Source organism: Photobacterium frigidiphilum, from assembly GCF_003025615.1.
GTDB classification, from domain to species: Bacteria; Pseudomonadota; Gammaproteobacteria; order Enterobacterales; family Vibrionaceae; genus Photobacterium; species Photobacterium frigidiphilum.
On the sequence record NZ_PYMJ01000008.1, the window covers coordinates 1 to 17,377 of the forward strand.

Annotated in this window: 13 protein-coding genes and 1 pseudogene; 10 read left to right on the plus strand and 4 right to left on the minus strand. The window is 41.0% G+C overall.

Features of this window, described 5'->3' with window-relative positions; all coding sequences use genetic code 11:
* Positions 1-95: 95 nt before the first annotated feature.
* Positions 96-782 (minus strand): APC family permease, encoded by a 687-nt coding sequence (locus C9J12_RS09820; protein ID WP_407675676.1) that lies wholly within the window; start codon positions 780-782, stop codon positions 96-98.
* Between the two features lie 287 nt (positions 783-1,069).
* Between C9J12_RS09820 and arcC the strand changes: the two genes are divergently transcribed.
* The 3 genes from arcC to ptcA all read left to right on the plus strand — a co-directional run bounded on the left by arcC (position 1,070) and on the right by ptcA (position 4,119).
* Positions 1,070-1,984 (plus strand): carbamate kinase, encoded by a 915-nt coding sequence (arcC, locus tag C9J12_RS09825; RefSeq protein ID WP_107242548.1) that lies wholly within the window; start codon positions 1,070-1,072, stop codon positions 1,982-1,984.
* 89 nt (positions 1,985-2,073) lie between these two features.
* Positions 2,074-2,697, plus strand: a complete 624-nt coding sequence (locus C9J12_RS09830) for a TetR/AcrR family transcriptional regulator (RefSeq protein ID WP_107242549.1) — start codon at positions 2,074-2,076, stop codon at positions 2,695-2,697.
* 375 nt (positions 2,698-3,072) lie between these two features.
* The gene (ptcA, locus tag C9J12_RS09835) at positions 3,073-4,119 is read left to right on the plus strand and encodes a putrescine carbamoyltransferase (protein ID WP_107242550.1); all 1,047 of its coding nucleotides are present in this window, start codon (positions 3,073-3,075) and stop codon (positions 4,117-4,119) included.
* Between the two features lie 115 nt (positions 4,120-4,234).
* Here the strand turns inward: ptcA and C9J12_RS09840 are convergent, their stop codons facing one another.
* A complete protein-coding gene (locus C9J12_RS09840) occupies positions 4,235-4,879 on the minus strand; it encodes a DUF3157 family protein (RefSeq protein ID WP_107242551.1) in 645 nt (214 codons plus the stop codon).
* 188 nt (positions 4,880-5,067) lie between these two features.
* Positions 5,068-5,544, minus strand: coding sequence for a copper resistance protein NlpE (locus C9J12_RS09845; protein WP_107242552.1), 477 nt, complete (start codon positions 5,542-5,544; stop codon positions 5,068-5,070).
* A gap of 296 nt (positions 5,545-5,840) precedes the next feature.
* Between C9J12_RS09845 and argF the strand changes: the two genes are divergently transcribed.
* The 5 genes from argF (at position 5,841) to C9J12_RS09875 (ending at position 15,978) form a co-directional block, all read left to right on the plus strand.
* The gene (argF, locus tag C9J12_RS09850) at positions 5,841-6,842 is read left to right on the plus strand and encodes an ornithine carbamoyltransferase (RefSeq protein WP_107242553.1); all 1,002 of its coding nucleotides are present in this window, start codon (positions 5,841-5,843) and stop codon (positions 6,840-6,842) included.
* A gap of 2,268 nt (positions 6,843-9,110) precedes the next feature.
* Positions 9,111-10,130, plus strand: coding sequence for a porin (locus C9J12_RS09860; RefSeq protein WP_107242554.1), 1,020 nt, complete (start codon positions 9,111-9,113; stop codon positions 10,128-10,130).
* 93 nt (positions 10,131-10,223) lie between these two features.
* Entirely contained in the window at positions 10,224-11,879 is a 1,656-nt protein-coding gene (gene ushA, locus C9J12_RS09865) for a bifunctional UDP-sugar hydrolase/5'-nucleotidase UshA (protein WP_107242555.1), read from the plus strand.
* A gap of 53 nt (positions 11,880-11,932) precedes the next feature.
* On the plus strand, positions 11,933-15,037 hold the full coding sequence (locus C9J12_RS09870) for an ExeM/NucH family extracellular endonuclease (RefSeq protein WP_107242556.1): 3,105 nt from the start codon (positions 11,933-11,935) through the stop codon (positions 15,035-15,037).
* A gap of 59 nt (positions 15,038-15,096) precedes the next feature.
* Entirely contained in the window at positions 15,097-15,978 is an 882-nt protein-coding gene (locus C9J12_RS09875; protein WP_107242557.1) for an endonuclease I family protein, read from the plus strand.
* A gap of 68 nt (positions 15,979-16,046) precedes the next feature.
* Here C9J12_RS09875 and C9J12_RS30655 read toward each other — a convergent pair whose 3' ends face one another.
* The gene (locus C9J12_RS30655; protein WP_170111751.1) at positions 16,047-16,193 is read right to left on the minus strand and encodes a hypothetical protein; all 147 of its coding nucleotides are present in this window, start codon (positions 16,191-16,193) and stop codon (positions 16,047-16,049) included.
* Positions 16,194-16,454: 261 nt separating this feature from the next.
* Here C9J12_RS30655 and C9J12_RS09880 point away from each other — a divergent pair, with 261 nt between their 5' ends.
* A complete protein-coding gene (locus C9J12_RS09880) occupies positions 16,455-17,159 on the plus strand; it encodes an SGNH/GDSL hydrolase family protein (protein WP_107242558.1) in 705 nt (234 codons plus the stop codon).
* Positions 17,160-17,171: 12 nt separating this feature from the next.
* Positions 17,172-17,285, plus strand: a pseudogene (locus C9J12_RS31605) (DDE-type integrase/transposase/recombinase); the annotation flags it as partial.
* Positions 17,286-17,377 lie beyond the last annotated feature (92 nt).

Consider the following 17,377-nt stretch of genomic DNA (forward strand, 5'->3'; position numbering starts at 1 on the left):
ATGCGAAAAAGATTAAATAAATTGACGCAAGCCGATCACGTCAGTTAGATTTTACGAAGGTCTACAATCGAATGAGATTGTGATCGCCATCGATGTTATAGAGCGATCGGCATCATGTTAATACGCACATCTTTCATTTCTTTGGTCATGGTCGCGACAAGTTCGAAACCCATCAAATTAAAGACGAGTGCAGGCAGAAAGGCGACCCCAGTATCTAGACTTGGCATCATGGCTGAAAGGCTAAATTCATTCGCAACACCATGTTTAGCGGCGTAAATAAAACCACCAAAACCCAGTACAGAAATAACCACTATTTTCAGTATTGCGCCAATATTTGTAACCCAAACACCAACATCGACCGATACATTACAAATCCAAATCGTTAACCATGTTAGTACGATACAAATAACGACTTGCCAGAGTAAAGATAATCCAGGGAAAAATAATTCAGCAAACATCCCCGCAAACATAATATAAACAGCAGGCATCCATAACCCGACATTTATCCAGTAAAACCATGTCGTTCTTACCGCCCATTTATAACCAAAGGCTTTTTTAACCCAATCATAAATCCCCCCTTCACCGGGGTAGGTTGTACTTAATTCAGAAGTAATTAATCCATAAGGAATAACAAAAACAACCAGAGTTAAAATCCACCAGCCTATCGAACTCACCCCTATCGATGCTGAAGCCGTTAATGTATCAACCACAATAACGGCACATAAACTAAAGAGAGCTAGACTTGTAACCCCCATCTTTCCTGTCGATGCTTGCGTATCCATAATCCATCTCCATGATTATTCAAACGTATGATATTTATTTTCATCTAAGATTTTTCATTTGTTGGTTATTATCTAAACAGAGCTAGCAGCATTGTTTCGTTATTAGAATCACTTATCGACGAGTTCACCTTTAATGATGATAAAGGCGTGACCTGAAATTCAGATATAGCTATTCAACCTCTCTTATTCGATAAAATTGATTCTGATCAAGTGAATAAGATGCCATTAAGGGATACTTTTTATGCCAACCAGTATTGTTAGATAAATCATTAAACAGGGAGAGCGGCATGGGAAATAACAAACCAATCATTGTTGTTGCTGTAGGCGGCAATGCTTTATTGCAACGTGGCGAGCTAATGAGCTACGACAATCAATTCAATAATATTGCCGTCGCAACACAAGCATTAGCGAAATTGAGTGAAGAATATCAAGTCGTTATCGTGCATGGGAACGGCCCTCAGGTTGGATTATTAGCCCTACAAAATTTAGCTTACTCTGATGCTCCTCCCTACCCGTTGGATGTGCTTGGGGCTGAAACACAAGGCATGATCGGTTACATGATGGCGCAAGGGCTGAAACGATCTGCACCCAACGGAAACTTCAGCACGCTATTAACGCAAGTCATTGTCGATGAGAATGACCCTGCTTTTGCAGAACCCAATAAATTTATCGGCCCAGTGTATGACCAACAAACAGCGGAAGATAAAGCGCAACAATTTGGTTGGACAATAAAGCCAGATGGGCAGTACTGGCGCCGCGTTGTACCATCCCCCAAACCGCAACATATACTTGAACTTGATAGCATTCGTACCTTATTAGCGGCAGATCATACCGTTATATGCTGTGGTGGCGGTGGTTGCCCAGTGATTGAAACAGCCTATGGTTACGATGGTATCGAAGCCGTTATCGACAAAGATCTCTCCGCTGCCATGCTGGCAAAAGAGCTCGGTGCACAGCACTTTTTGATCTTAACTGATGGTGACAATGTGTGTGTTGATTGGGGTACACCAACTGAAAAGCCCCTTCACCATGTAACCGTTAAAGAACTGAACCAATACACCTTTGCAGCTGGTTCTATGGCACCAAAGGTTGACGCTTGCTGTGAATTTGCCTTAGAAACGTTAGGTACAGGCCATATCGGCTCATTACATAAAGCATACGAAATAATGATGGATCAATCTGGCACACACATTCGAGCTTAATAGCCGTTACCTAAAAGAAGCGCAAGCACAATATAAGAATAATAGTGGCTCAAACAATCTGGATATATACAAAAATATAAGAGGGCGAGATGAAAAAGGAATCAACAGATCAAAGGCTTAAACGGATTCATACAGCTATCACTCATCTCGTCGCTCATCGTGACGTCAATTCAATCTCTATTTATGATGTTGCCAAAGAAGCCGCTATTGCAGCGTCTACCGTTTATCATCATTACCCTAATATTGAAGCGTTAATATACGAATTGATGGAAGATATTTTCGTTGATTTCACTAACGTCTTACAAGACTCTATCATCACTGAAAAAATCCATCATTGGAGTGACATCAACCGAATGATTGAACAAGGGTTTGTCACTTACTACAGTAATAACCCACTTGTTCAGCGCATTTTACTTGGGCAACACATATACGCTTCTATCCGCCATGCTGATGCACAAAATGACCTATTACTGGCCGAACATGTCGAAGCAATTTATCGTCAATATTTCGTATTGCCAGAGCTGCCCAGCAATGTGAATATTTTTGCCATAGCTTTGCAAGTTGCCGATAAAGTTTACTCAATGAACTATCGAGAAAATGGCAGTATTCCACCAGAAATGGCGCGTGAAGCAATCACGTTAACAGAAGCCTACTTAGGGACTTACCTACCTAAGAATTTACCCAAAAAGCCAATAGAAGCAATTACACACTAATTAGTGATATTTTAGTTTCAATACCGCTTATTTTCATTACAAAACGTTTATAACTGGAAAAGTTATAAGCGTTTTTCGGCTGTTTATAATCTGGCTACTGATAAAACCAGACTCTCATATATTCAGGTGTTCATCTGAGATTATTCAAACATTAGAATCAAATATCGACTATTCGCCTCCGAATAAATAGCCATTTGTGATTAATACCGTAAACATTTTCCGTTTATTTTAAAATAAATCGATTAGTGATTCTAGTTTAAGAATTAATAATTGCACCAGTACATAATAAAAACATAACGAATAGATAGAACACCTTATTAAACATCGAACGCATTACACACTTCGCTTATAACTATTATTTAGAAGGGAAAAATCATGAAAACGCCATCTTCAAGCGCTACTAATCTGAATAAAGAAGGTTTACGTCATTTCTTAAAAACTCAAGATTATTCTAAAAAAGAGTTAAACGATATTCTTGAATTAATGGCAATGCTAAAACAAGCACGTCATGACAATGCATTACCCCAGCTATTCAAAGGTAAATCTGTTGCTATGATTTTCGAGCAACCGTCAACTCGCACACGTGTCTCTTTTGAAACCGCTGCAACAATGCTTGGTGGGCATGCTTTATTCTTATCACCAAAAGATATTCATCTCGGTGGTAAAGAATCACTTGAAGACACGGCGCGAGTATTGTCTCGTATGGTTGATGTCATTATGGCGCGTGTTGATGATCACAGCACTGTTGCAGGCTTAGCTGAACAAGCAACTGTTCCCGTTATCAATGGTTTATGTGACTGGTTACACCCGACTCAAATTATGGCTGATTTGTTTACCATGCTTGAGCACCTACCTGAAGGTAAAACCCTTAGCGATTTAACGGTTGCCTTTGTGGGTGATGCTACCAACGTAGCTTCTTCGCTGATGTTTGCATGCACTAAGTTTGGCATGACCTTCAAACATATCTGCCCTGAACGCTTTAAAGCACCACAAAAGTGGATCGATATTGCTTTAGACAACTGTGAAACATCTAATGGTAAGCTCGTTATTACCGATAATACTGACGAAGTTGCTGGCTGTGACATTATTGTTGCCGATAGCTTCTACTGGTTTGGTCAGGAAGATGAAAAAGACATTCGTCTTTCGACGTTTATCCCTGATTACGTTGTGACTGAAAGCATGATGGAAAAAGCAGGACCCGATGCAATGTTCATGCACTGCTTACCAGCCAATGACCAACGCGAATGTACTCGAGAAGTGATGGAGTCACCACGTTCTGTTATTTTTGATGAAGCAGAAAACCGTCTAACAGCCCAAATGGCACTATTAGTTTATTTCACTCACAATCATATTAAACAACCAAGCCAAGAAACACTTGCTGAACACAAAATGAAAATTGAAGATTTCTTAAAAATATTATAAATGTTACCTACAAAATGAGTAAAAAAAAGAGCATGTCATCATTCGATTTCATGCTCTTTTAGATAGCGTTATTTTAAACAGAACGATACTTTCGTATTTAGTCTCTTACTTTTAATTACCAATGCTCAACTTCAACAATTTCAGCACTGATAAAGTAAACCGAATTTTTAGGTACCGAAAAAGTGATAGGATTACCTTTTTGCTGGGTTTTAGGTCTAAAATACGTGTCAGGAAGGCGTTTTATTGATGACCAAATTTTAGCTTCTTCACTGCCTAGTTGATTCCCTTTTTCATCACTTAAGGTAACCTTTACAATCACTGTAACGACCGATTGCAAACTCTGATTTGTCATCATTGTCGGAATAACAAGCACACCATCATCATACTCGGCTGCTGTAAGTAAAACGTCAATGCCACTATTACTCAGTTGTTGAATGTTTTTACTTGCGCCCAGCTCTATACGCGCGCCTTTAGGTGCCTGAGTAAGAGGAATCGCACTAACCACAGGAATAGCAGCAGCACTCTTCGTAATACTAGAGGTAGCAGGTGCCATTGGTACTGCGCTTGTTGTTTCGATTGGCGTCGATTTCACATCTACAGGTAAAACAGTGGTCTTTATTGCTTGGTATTCCCATGTAAAGTCATCATGTAATACAACTTGTCGACCATCTTCTAAAACCACCACTTTATCTGCAGCCCAAGCACTATTTGTTGCTGTTAGGGCTATCAATAACCCACACAGCTGGCTCATTATTTTCATTTTATATCCCTTACCAAAACTGTATTTCTTATTCTTATAAGAATAGTAACAGGTTTACTGTCCAAATAATGTTGTATACCCAACCTGCCTCAGATATAGGATTCAGCGTGTTTAATCTGCTTGAGCGTTTGATGTTACTAGCAACTTAGTTAACAACGGGGGCCAAAGTACAATAACGTTACAGCGGTTTATTGCTTTTGTAATATATAATTTTCAGCTAAATCGCCAGTGATTCGCTTCCCTTCACGGTCTAAACGGAATAAGCGCCTTTCTCCAACAAAGTACTGAATACTACTTCCATTATCGTTTAGCAACGTGACTGTATTACCAGCGGCATTCCATTCAAGTTGACCACTGCGTTCGACGTCGCCACCTTCTTTTCCTTGGTAGGTTTCAGTAAGCATGTAAGAGCCGTCTTGCTTAAGCATTAGCTGTGTTTCTATACCCGAGCAATCTGCACACGGTAAAATTCCATTGTATGTACCATTCCAATCCAGTGCATTACGTGCGTTATGTGCATCTGCAATGACTTCTGCTTGATCTTGAATTGCAGCGACGATAGCAGATTCAGCCTGTTCAGGTTGCACTGCTTCTGTTGAAGCCTTTTGATCGCAGCCAACCAATAATAATCCCATAACTGTTACAACAAGTAGATTTCGTTTCATCAGTACACCTATATACAACTGCCTATCGATAACTTTCAATTATAGCGATACATCTGTCTGCTAACGGTCAGTAAAGTGTTAACTGTTAGTCAGAATAAATATGCGGTATTTAGTGAGTATAATTCCTTGATTAAAAAAATATTAATACTGGTTTAATTAAACTCGAATAGACGCTGTGAAGGGAAAAGAGAATAGTAATTGCAAAACAACACGGCGACTTAATCCTATGTGCATTCTCGTAGAAAATACATTAAGGCGCTTATAACTACATCACAGAGATACGATAAGGTAATACTATGTCTTTTAATCTTCGCAACCGTAACTTTCTAAAATTACTTGATTTCACAGGCAAAGAAATCGAACACCTCATAGCATTGGCGCAAGACTTAAAACATGCCAAGTATGCGGGCACTGAACAACAGAAGCTGAAGGGTAAAAATATCGCTCTCATCTTTGAAAAAACGTCCACTCGTACCCGTTGTGCGTTTGAAGTAGCAGCCCATGATCAAGGTGCACATGTCACTTACATTGGCGGCGGCTCGCAAATGGGTCATAAAGAAAGTACTAAAGATACTGCGCGTGTTTTAGGTCGTTTCTATGATGGCATTGAATATCGTGGTTTTGGGCAAGATGTCGTTGAGATTTTAGGAGAACATGCTGGCGTACCAGTTTGGAATGGTTTAACCGATGAATGGCACCCAACTCAAATCATCGCAGATTGGATGACAATGCTAGAACACGGTAACGGCAAACGCCTAAATCAAATGAAACTCGCCTACATGGGCGATGCAAAAAATAATATGGGTAACTCACTAATGGTTGGCGCGGCAAAAGTGGGAATGGAAATCCGTCTTGTTGGCCCTAAAGCCTACTGGCCAGATCCGGCTCTTGTTGCTGAATGCAATGAGTTGTGCGAAATTTCAGGCGGTAAAATTGTCATTACCGATGATGTGCAAGAAGGCGTTAGCGACGTAGACTTTATTTACGGTGATGTATGGGTTTCGATGGGCGAACCAGAAGAACTGTGGGAAACACGCATAAACGACCTAACACCCTACCAAGTGAATATGTCGGTTATCACAGCAACGCATAACACAGCGGTTAAATACATGCACTGCCTACCTGCATTTCATAATAACGAAACACGAGTGGGTAAAAAGATAGAAGAAAAATTCAATATGAAAGGTCTTGAAGTGACAGAAGACGTTTTTGAATCTTCTTACACTATTTGTTTCGATGAAGCAGAAAATAGAATGCACTCAATTAAAGCAATCATGGTTGCAACCTTAGGCGATTAATAGTCAGCAATTCGCACCTAACTAAGAAATCCTATCTACCAAAGCCGTATTTTTGCGGCTTTTTATCGATCTATGCTACCGATAACCATATGCATCATAGTGTAACCCTGTCTATTGATCAGCTTGTGATATTGAAACGAAGTTCAAAAAAAATCCCCAGTTTTTAATCTGGGGATTTCTGTATAAGAGACAGGCCAATTGGCGGCCTTTTTCGTATCGGGGCGTTACAGGATCACGCTCGTTCGTACCGGTTTAACGTTAGAGACATTCTATCTAGAAATAAAGCAGGACACTTTAAAGTGGGATAAACCGGATTTTTGAGGCTAAAGTCAAAAATAACAATTAAAAACGCGCAACCTGGTCTGACCAGTGCTACTATCTGTATTTACAGACGTGTAACTTTATATAGGCTCATTTAAATATTTGAATGAGCTTTTTTTTGTTTATGTGTCCGAATTTTGAGCTACTAGACAGACGACAGAGCTTCTCGGATCATCGGTTCGACAATTCTCCCAATCCCTAAGCTTTTTGAAGCTGCATCAATCATTAAATCGGAATCATTGACGACCATACTCAGGGGCGGAGCCACCCGTACCTTGCCTGACGGAACTTGACTCAGATCCTGAACACTCTGTACAAAGCATCCATTGCAGGAGAAACCTGTCCCATAAGGCATTTCCCCACTTCGGTGAGTTCAATTGTTCGGGTTGTCTGGGTGAAAAGAGGCAGGCCGAGATGGCTCGTGGTGACGACCTTTAACGCACTTCGTCAATCTCAGGATAAGTGATATTTGTAGCTTTTAGCTACTCTAATGACAGTTCGGTATGACACGAATTTTGATAATGATCATAACCCACCACCACTGTTTGCAACGAAACTGCAAATAGCCAATTTATTTATTATTCAATTTGTGTAGATACCTATGCGCTTAACCACGACCAAAAAACAGTCACTACCTTTAACTATTCCACAATGAAACATGCCACATAGCATATTTCACTTCAAACACACGCAATAACTTACTGTTCTATTACAATGGTTACATTACGTTACATTGAAGTATTGAAATCTAGGCATTTTGAATGTGATTAAATTTTCAAGCCCTAAGCTTGACTCTTATTAACTATTCACAATGAAGTATAAACATCCAATAACAGAACGATAAGTCACTAATGTTAATGGCGAAATTCGACCTATATCACAAAAACAAAGAGCAAAACCCATCGATACAATTGGTTCTGTGATGTCTGATAGGTATATTATATAGTGTGCTTATAGCTGAGTATTAGCTCTAAAGGTATATCATGCTAGTATATTCGATTGTGCGATATTTAATAAAAATCAATCAGAGCAAAAATCATACAAAAACTCAATTCATTACACCCAAGCAATCAATATGAATTATTCATGTGGGCGTTAAAATAAAGCAATTTAAAATCGTAATTAAAATATAAAATCAATTTCATTCAGCCTCATCTTTTAATATAGGAAATAAAACCAAAAAATCACAAATAATAAAGAGCGCAGAAATGACTTGATTTATTTATAGCTCGCCGGCAATTAATAAATTAATACCATAAAATGTCAGCATAAGTAATTATAAATAACTTCATTACTTATTAAATGCGAACTAAAAATGATTAAATTAAATTATATTTAAACTCTACTTTATCTGTCATGGATTTTTGTAATGTAAAATTTAACCTGTATTTATCATTTATACCCACTGTTAACCAATGCCTACCCCTCACTTCTGCAAATACAATAAATACGTTTAAATACAATAAGTTATATGCAAGATAAACGATAAGATAAAAATAAAAACACAGAGAAAAGCTGATTGGTATAGTGCATATTTATATAAGCACTTAGATTAAAAAATAAACCCGTTGTGTTTTATTTAAAAAAGAGTACTTTAATATCACGGTGTCTGGAGCAATTTTTTACGCTTTTAGACATCACTGTCAACTTGTTAATTGTTAATTTCTGTTCCATTTTGAACAGTCATACATCCTCTTTTAACCTGCCTAAATGGCAGGTTTTTTTTTGCCTAATGGAAATGAATGAAATACAAACTTTTTATATTCCTGATGTTTTTTTAATTATAAATTGTATGTAATCCTTTTTTTTGCAAACGTTTGCTTGGGCCTTGCGTCACGATTTTTAAAAGCAAATATGCGCTTTTTGCAAAATAACTTGTGCGTCATATGGCAAATGATTAAGGTTTTCGCTGTAAAAAATACATAATATTCTAATAAGGTTTTTATAATGAAAAAAGCAATTATTGCAGTAGCATTAACTTCAATCATCACTGGTGCAGCTCAGGCGGCGACAGTCTACGAAGGTGACAATGGCGACAACGTTAAAGTCTACGGCGGTGCGGAAGTCGGTGGTACGTTTGTTTCTGATACTGACAAAACACCTTTCGGTTCTGACACCACTTTTGTTGATGACTCTTTTGCGACGATTGGCCTTAAAGGTCAGACTGGTGATTTCTACGCAAAGTTCGAGCTTGATGGCGAGCGTCAAGACTGGACTAAAGAAAACAACATGCGCATCATTATCGATAAAGCATACGTTGGCTACAATATTGCCAAAGGCCACTCAGTTGAATTCGGCCGCACCGATACTGCATACGACCACGTTGATGCATTCGGTGATGTAACTAACGAGCTAGGTCTTGGTATCTCTGAAGCCGGTGACCAAGACAGCACTCTCAAGTACCGCGGTACATTCAATAATATCAAAGTGGGTATCTCTCACTCTCTAGAAGGTTGGGATGGTACTACTGATGAGTTCGGCCACCCTGAAAAATACAGCTACGAAACAGATTCACTATATGGCCAGGTAACTAATGGTTACATCGGCTACTACGGTGAAACGTTCACTGTGATTGCTGGCGCCGAAGATGGTGACGAAACATCTATCTACTCTCTGCACGGTGAAGTTGAGCTAGGCAAAATCACTGTTGCCGGTCTTGTATTCGATGAAACTAAGAACTTCGACAAAGGTGCTGACACAACTGAAAAGGGTGTAAACCTGGGTGGTAAGTACGCAATGACAGAGAAACTAAACCTGCTTGCTAATGTTAACTACTCTGACTCAGATGCATTTTCTGAGGAAGCATACTTTGGTGTTGTGGGTGCTGAGTACCGCTATGCGCGTAACGTAAAACTGGCTGCTGAAGTAGCATTCGGTGACGTTCTTAAAGGTAGCAGAGATGCAAGTGGTAAGAAGACAACAGAATCAGGAGCTCTAGGCTACCTAATGGCTTACTACTGGTTCTAATGTAATTCGACACACCAAGAGAGCTGATCTTTCGTCCCTTGATTAGCTCTCTTATCTTATCTTCCCCCCCTCTTCCTTCTAATAAGGCTTCTCATGAAAAAAATCGTTTTAACGGCTCTCGCACTTGCGGTTACTGCTGGATGCACAGCCCAAAACTCTTCTGTCCTAGAGCCATCTCATGAATGGGTTCAAGATCAAGAATACAACCTAACCATTCTTCATACCAATGATAACCACGGCAACTTCTGGCAGAACAAATACGGCGAACGCGGTATGGCTGCTCGCGCCACATTGATTAATCAAATTCGAGCAGAAGTAAAAGCAGAAGGCGGTTCAGTGCTTCTACTTTCTGGTGGTGATATCAACACCGGTGTTCCTGAGTCAGATCTTCAAGATGCAGAGCCAGATTTCATTGGTATGAACATGCTAGGTTATGATGCGATGGCCGTCGGCAACCATGAATTTGATAACCCGCTTGACGTGTTGGCAAAACAAGAAGGATGGGCTGAATTCCCATTCCTTGCCGCTAATATCTACAAAGACGGCAAGCGTATGTTTGATGCCTACAAAGTTTTTGATAAACAAGGCATTAAAATCGCTGTGATTGGTCTGACTACTGAAGACACTGCGAAAATCGGTAACCCGGAATATGTCGGCGCTATTGAATTCAAAGATCCTAAAGAAGAAGCGAAGAAAGTCATCGCTGAACTTAAGAGCAAGTACAATCCAGATGTGATCATTGCAGCAACCCATATGGGCCACTACCAAGATGCTCAGTACGGTTCAAATGCTCCGGGTGATGTAAAACTAGCCCGCTACTTGAACGAAGGCGATCTGGACATGATCGTCGGCGGCCACTCGCAAGAGCCTGTCTGTATGGAAGGAGCAAACGAGTACGCTTCATTCAAAGCGGGTGATACCTGTAAGCCAGATGTACAAAATGGTACCACGATTGTTCAAGCACACGAGTGGGGCAAGTATGTGGGTCGTGCAGACTACACATTTAAAAATGGTGAGTTCACACTAGAGTCTTATAATTTAATCCCTGTTAACTTGAAGAAAAAAATCAAAGTTGACGGTAAAAAAGTGCGTGTATTCATCCAAGATGAAATCTCTCAAGACAAAACCGTCTTCAATGCGCTGAAACCTTTCCAAGACAAAGGCCAAGAAGCACTAAGCGTGAAGATTGGCTCTTCTAACGGCGATCTTGTCGGTGAACGTAAAATCGTACGTAATAACCAGACAAACCTTGGCCGTTTAATCGCAACAGCTCATATGGAACGTGCTAAAGCCGACTTCGCTGTAATGAACTCTGGCGGTGTTCGTGCCTCTATCGCAGGTGGTGATATCACCTATAAAGATGTTCTGAGTGTCCAGCCGTTCGGAAATATTGTGACTTACGTCGATATGACGGGTACTGAAATTCAAGATTACCTGAATGTTGTCGGTACGAAAACGAAAGATTCTGGTGCCTACGCTCAGTTCGCCGGTATTACTATGACAGTAAACGGCAGCACAGTTTCGGATGTAAAAATTGGCGGTAACGCACTGAACGAGAAAGAAACTTACCGTTTCACAATTCCTTCATTCAATGCTGCTGGCGGTGACGGCTACCCGAACATCACACAGTACCCGACATTTGTAAACACCGGCTATGTTGACGCTGAAGTGCTTAAAGATTTCATCGAATCTAAAGGCGCAATCGACGTGACTGCATTCCAGCCAAATGGCGAAATTGAATACAAATAAATATGGATTTTTGCCCTGTTAGGGATAGCAGGGCTTCTTTAAGGATAGAAATAATGAAAAAATCAATTCTCGCACTATCCATCGGTGCTGCTGTTTCGTTTGGTGCACAGGCGGACATTTTAATTACAGAATACGCTGAACCTAATGGCGGCAATAATAAACTTATCGAAATCGGTAACACAGGCTCAATTGAAGTTTTTCTAGATGGTTACACCCTACGTAAAGATTCAAATGGCGCGAATACGTTCGATAATGAAGTAAGCCTAGATGGTTTAGTTATCCAACCTAACAGCGTGGTTATTGTTGCCCATTCATCTCATGCCGACTTACCGTTTACACCTGCCAAAACAAGCGCCAGCCTGAACTTCAATGGTAATGATGCGGTGGGTCTTTTTGACACAACTGATACCATGATTGATGTGGTTGGTACTGTTGATGATTCAAAATTTGGTGAAAATGTCGTTCTTCGTCGCTCAGTGTTAACCCCAAGTGCAGTTTATGACGCAACTCAGTGGACTAAACTACACGAAGGTACAGGTAAAGATTACAGCGATTTTGGTAGTATCGGCGAAGGTGGCGGCGAGCCTGTTGAACCAACACCTCCATCAAATATTGTTAGCTCGACTGTTCAAGATATTCAAGGTCCTGGTTGGTCATCAACAATTGATGGTATTGATGTGCCGGGCGAAGTTTATGAATCAACTAATTACCACGAAGTAACTGGTGTAGTCACCGCTATTCAAAAAACAGCACTAGGAAGTGATCTTAAAGTCGGCTTCTTCATGCAGGCACCTAGTGATGGCAACGCACTGACTTCCGACGGTATCTTTGTTGAAACAAACAAAATCACAGATATCACTGTTGGTTCTGAAGTCACTGTTGTCGCTAAAGTAAAAGAAGACTGGGGCTGGACAAAACTCGTCAATGCTTACTCAGTAACAAAAACAGATTCAGCAGACTCTGTGCTGACAGCGACACCTCTACGCGTACTTGAGTCAGACGAAGATTTTGATTTTACGCTAGAACGTCATGAAGGCATGTTAGTTAAATTCGACAAAGAATCTGATATGCGTATTAGTCGTACTTTTGGTTTCGACTTCGGTCCAAAACGCAACAACATGGTTGTATCCAACGGTCAGGTGAATCTGCATCCCAACCAAAACAATGCCCCAGCTGTTCACGATTATGATCTTCGTGAAGGAATCCTTCCGGATACTGATGCAGAACGCCAGACAGATTGCAACCAAGATAAACGTATTGTCGTTGAATCTTTCGAAGCAGTGACAAAAGGGACCCATATCCCTTGGTATCCGGAATTTGGCTCTGATAGTGCAGTGCCAATACCTGATGGTACAACAACCACAGAGGATTACGTCCGTATTGGCGATGTACTTGACGGTTTTGAAGGTGTCGTTAGTTATTCTTGGGATGAATATCGCTTCTATGTCACCAACACAGTAACAAAAGATAACTTCGCCCGTGAAGATTCTGAGCGTACACAAGCACCAGTACTAAAAGAAGGCGGCGACCTTCGTGTAGCAACCTTCAACGTTCTTAACTACTTCAACTCACCGTTTGGCGGTGATAGTAACCCAACAGATAGTAACCGTGGGGCGAAAACAGACGCCGAGTTCCAGCTGCAAGGTGATAAAATTGCCCGAGCAATCATTGCTGTTAACGCTGACATCGTCGGTCTGATGGAAATCGAAAACAACGGCTTCGGTGAAGACTCAGCTGTTGCGCACTTAGTTGCCAAGATCAATAACCTCATTGACGATGAAACTGAGCACTACTCATACGTTGTCGGTAACGAAGGTGATAAGTACGTCGGTTCTGATGCCATTGCTAACCAGGTTATCTTCAAAGCTAGTAAGGTTTCACTAGATACCTACCGTCTGATCAAAATGCCTGAACAGCATGCACCTGAAGTAGCATATATAGATACTAAGGATAAAAACCAAACTGAAAGTGGCAATAATTATCAACGTGATACTCTTACACCTACCTTCAAGATTAATGGTACGGAAGAAAAAATCACCGTCGCTGTTAACCACTTGAAATCTAAAGGTTCAACTTGCTGGGAAGATGTTCAAACAGGTAAGCAACTTGATAGTGACAAACAAGGCTCTTGTGAAAACTTCCGCGTATCAGCGGCTTTCCACCTAGGTCAGGAACTAAGCAAGATTGATGGTTACAAACTGATCCTTGGTGACTTAAACTCTTACGGTAATGAAGATCCGATAATGGTTCTAACTAACCGTGACAAAGCACCTAAAGATCATGTTATCAAGGCTGCGCGTAATACCTCCATTGGTGGGGAAGACGGAACACCGCTACACGGTGATGATGGTGCTGTAATTGCTGATACATACGGCTACGTCAACGCTGTTCGACAGCTTCACCCTGATTCATATAGCTACTCATACAATGATGAAGTCGGCACACTTGACTACATTCTTGTTACGCCTGAGCTAATGAATAAAGTGGTAGATGCAACCGACTGGAACATCAATGCTGGCGAATCGACCTTATTCCAATATGCAGATTACAATAACTGCCTGGATGGTGAATGTTCAACTCGCTTCTCTGACCTATACCGCGCTTCAGATCATGATCCAGCAGTTATCGATCTGAAACTAGGCAGCAGTGTTAATCCTGAGCCACCTATTGTTATTCCAACACCAACAGCGCCTAAAAATCCACCAGCTGATCTTCCTGAAGTGCCTGAAGCACCAGTAGCTGGCGAACCGATTCAGGTTATGTTCGACTTGACCAACATAGATGGCACTCCACTTCATGCTGGTGACAAGGCGGTATTGAACATCGCTAAGATCAACAGATCCAAAGCTGCTTTTGCAGGTGCTGACACCAACTCAGTGACTCTAACTCAAGAAATCATTAAGCAAGGTTGGGTCGAGCTTGAAGGTGACGTTTCTGATGCTGGTGAATTCCAGATGACGAAACAAATCATCGATGGTCGAACAGGCCAATTGGTATATACCTCTCCGGCAGAAACTATCAAAGTTGCTGAAAAGGGCGATGACAAGACTAAGCCAGTCGATCCAAACCCAGGTCACGGTCACGGTGGCTCTACTGGTCTATTCGGTCTATTGTCACTTCTAGGTCTTGGTTTCTTCCGTCGCAAGATGAGCAAGTAACTCAAACCTAATTAATCAAGGGAGGCTTTCAATGCCTCCTTTTTTTCTGAGATAAAACTATGAAAAAAACACTTCTAGTAGTACTAACCCTTTCAAGTTTCGTCGTTAATGCAACCCCAAGTAGAACACACGATCCTCATGTGGTCGCACCCTTTTCTGTCACTTGTAAAGCCAAGGACGTGGTGCCCCCAGTTAATCCGGGAGACATTAACAACCCAAACGGTTATTACGATTTGGCCCTGAACAAAACTGGTGACGAGCTAAAAAGCGCACTGAATACTATTATCTCAACTGGTATAACCAAGCTTCCCTACTCCTCTTCTTCATTTGATGTATGGGATGCCTTAGATATTACCGACGAAGATCCTGCCAACACGAATAACGTTATTCTTATCTACACTGGACGTTCGCAGGAGAAAGGTCAGAAAACAGGACAAGGCAATCTCGGACGTGATAACTGGAACCGTGAGCACTCCTACCCTAAGTCCAATGGCGGCTTCAATGATAAAGGTACTTACGGATATACCGATATTCACCACCTTCGTCCATCCGACGAAAGCGTGAACTCGACGCGTGGCAACCTTGAATACGACTATAGCGATAACCCTGTCACCGAAGCACCTGAAAACCGCTACGATTCCAATTCGTTTGAACCGCGCGACGCAGTCAAAGGCGATGTTGCTCGTATGATGTTCTACATGGCGACCCGATATGAAGGTAAAGACAGCAAAACACCTGATTTGGAATTAGTACCAACTGTTAGCAATAATGGTACTGCACTAGGCAATGTCTGTTCCTTACTTCAGTGGAACCAGATTGATCCAGTAGATGATTTTGAGTCAAATAGAAATACTAAAATCCAAAATATTCAAGGTAATAGGAACCCATTCGTTGACAACCCACAGTGGGCTGACGAAATTTTTGCCAAAGATTGTAAGTAAAAATAAAGGTCAACGTAAGTTGACCTTTATTCCATCATGCTACGTCCAACGTAACTGGATACAAGATATTAGAAACGATCAGTATCTCTTAACATCTCTTTATCTCGATCTTGTCTATCAGCATACTCATCATCAACAGTCGGCTGATAAGAAAGTTCTTCAGTGGAGCTGCACCCTAGTAATGTTAAGCCTAGCAGTATAATTATTGTTTTCATCTTGCCTCTTCCTTTTTACCAATGGCAACCTAAGACTAGTACATTAGTCTGAGTTATCCACTAAACACCCAATATGTCTGGAGTAAATTTTCCTTTGGTGCCTTTGTTGGTACATTGAATATGACCCCATTAGCATTCATTGATATGTGTAATACGCCTTATGCTGTCTTTTTCATAAGTCATGCCTTCTTCACCGCATTGAGAAAAATTGGTTCTATGATTAATAAGGCTGGTGATGAATACATTTGCTAAGGAGATGTCATGTTACATCAATTGGTACTATTGCTTATGGCTCCGGTATTGTTACCGCAAGGGATTTTTATTCGTAAATCAACGCCTAGATTAAAAGAAGCCGCAGGCCCACGTTATGGAATTGAAGGACAAGGAAAGCCTCTTCGTCTACTTCTCATTGGTGATTCTGCCGCTGCGGGGGTTGGCGTTGAGCATCAATCACAGGCGTTATCAGGGCAGCTTATTAGCACGCTATGTGATCAATTTAGAATAGATTGGCAGTTAATCGCTAAAACAGGTGTTACTACAAAAGAAGTATGGCGAAAGCTTTCAGATCACCCCAAGCAAGACTATGACATCGTTATTGTTTCTTTAGGGGTGAACGATGTGACGACGCAGTTGAGTTCAAGCGAATGGATGAAACTACAAAAACGCCTTGTTACTCAGTTACGTGATTGCTTTTCTTGCCAACAAATTATTCTCACCAAGATCCCCCCGATGCATAAATTCCCTGCGCTTCCCAACCCGCTTCGTTGGTATTTAGGCAGTAAAGCCAAAGCCTTTAATCGAAAGCTTGAACGCTGGGTTTCCACTCAAAGTGATTGCGAAACAATTACCATTGAGCACCAATTAGATCCCGATCAAATGGCGAGTGATGGATTTCATCCTGGTCCTGAGATATATCAACACTGGGGAAATGCCGTTGCTCAAGTCATCAGGGCGCGCTGGTTATAACGGAATATTCCCCGATATTACGGCGTAGACAGTCAGCCTAAAACATTAAACACAGACAAGCATTCCTCATACGCGAATGCCATTGCCCGCTTGAAGAAAAAGGGGCGATTACGAGCTGATGTCGATGGATTAAAAATACTAAAACGTGCCTAGTCAACGCTTCAGGGATTTGAGTAATCAGAAGAGTAGAGATAAAGCTTGATTAAACAAGACAAGGT

What these genes read in the sequence shown, in the direction of transcription:
- C9J12_RS09875 (WP_107242557.1), top strand. Translation starts at nt 15,097, where the DNA reads ATGAAAAAAACACTTCTAGTAGTACTAACCCTTTCAAGTTTCGTCGTT.
- ptcA (WP_107242550.1), top strand. Translation starts at nt 3,073, where the DNA reads ATGAAAACGCCATCTTCAAGCGCTACTAATCTGAATAAAGAAGGTTTA.
- arcC (WP_107242548.1), top strand. Translation starts at nt 1,070, where the DNA reads ATGGGAAATAACAAACCAATCATTGTTGTTGCTGTAGGCGGCAATGCT.
- C9J12_RS09860 (WP_107242554.1), top strand. Translation starts at nt 9,111, where the DNA reads ATGAAAAAAGCAATTATTGCAGTAGCATTAACTTCAATCATCACTGGT.
- C9J12_RS09880 (WP_107242558.1), top strand. Translation starts at nt 16,455, where the DNA reads ATGTTACATCAATTGGTACTATTGCTTATGGCTCCGGTATTGTTACCG.
- C9J12_RS30655 (WP_170111751.1), bottom strand. Translation starts at nt 16,193, where the DNA reads ATGAAAACAATAATTATACTGCTAGGCTTAACATTACTAGGGTGCAGC.
- C9J12_RS09870 (WP_107242556.1), top strand. Translation starts at nt 11,933, where the DNA reads ATGAAAAAATCAATTCTCGCACTATCCATCGGTGCTGCTGTTTCGTTT.
- C9J12_RS09840 (WP_107242551.1), bottom strand. Translation starts at nt 4,879, where the DNA reads ATGAAAATAATGAGCCAGCTGTGTGGGTTATTGATAGCCCTAACAGCA.
- argF (WP_107242553.1), top strand. Translation starts at nt 5,841, where the DNA reads ATGTCTTTTAATCTTCGCAACCGTAACTTTCTAAAATTACTTGATTTC.
- C9J12_RS09820 (WP_407675676.1), bottom strand. Translation starts at nt 782, where the DNA reads ATGGATACGCAAGCATCGACAGGAAAGATGGGGGTTACAAGTCTAGCT.
- C9J12_RS09845 (WP_107242552.1), bottom strand. Translation starts at nt 5,544, where the DNA reads ATGAAACGAAATCTACTTGTTGTAACAGTTATGGGATTATTATTGGTT.
- C9J12_RS09830 (WP_107242549.1), top strand. Translation starts at nt 2,074, where the DNA reads ATGAAAAAGGAATCAACAGATCAAAGGCTTAAACGGATTCATACAGCT.
- ushA (WP_107242555.1), top strand. Translation starts at nt 10,224, where the DNA reads ATGAAAAAAATCGTTTTAACGGCTCTCGCACTTGCGGTTACTGCTGGA.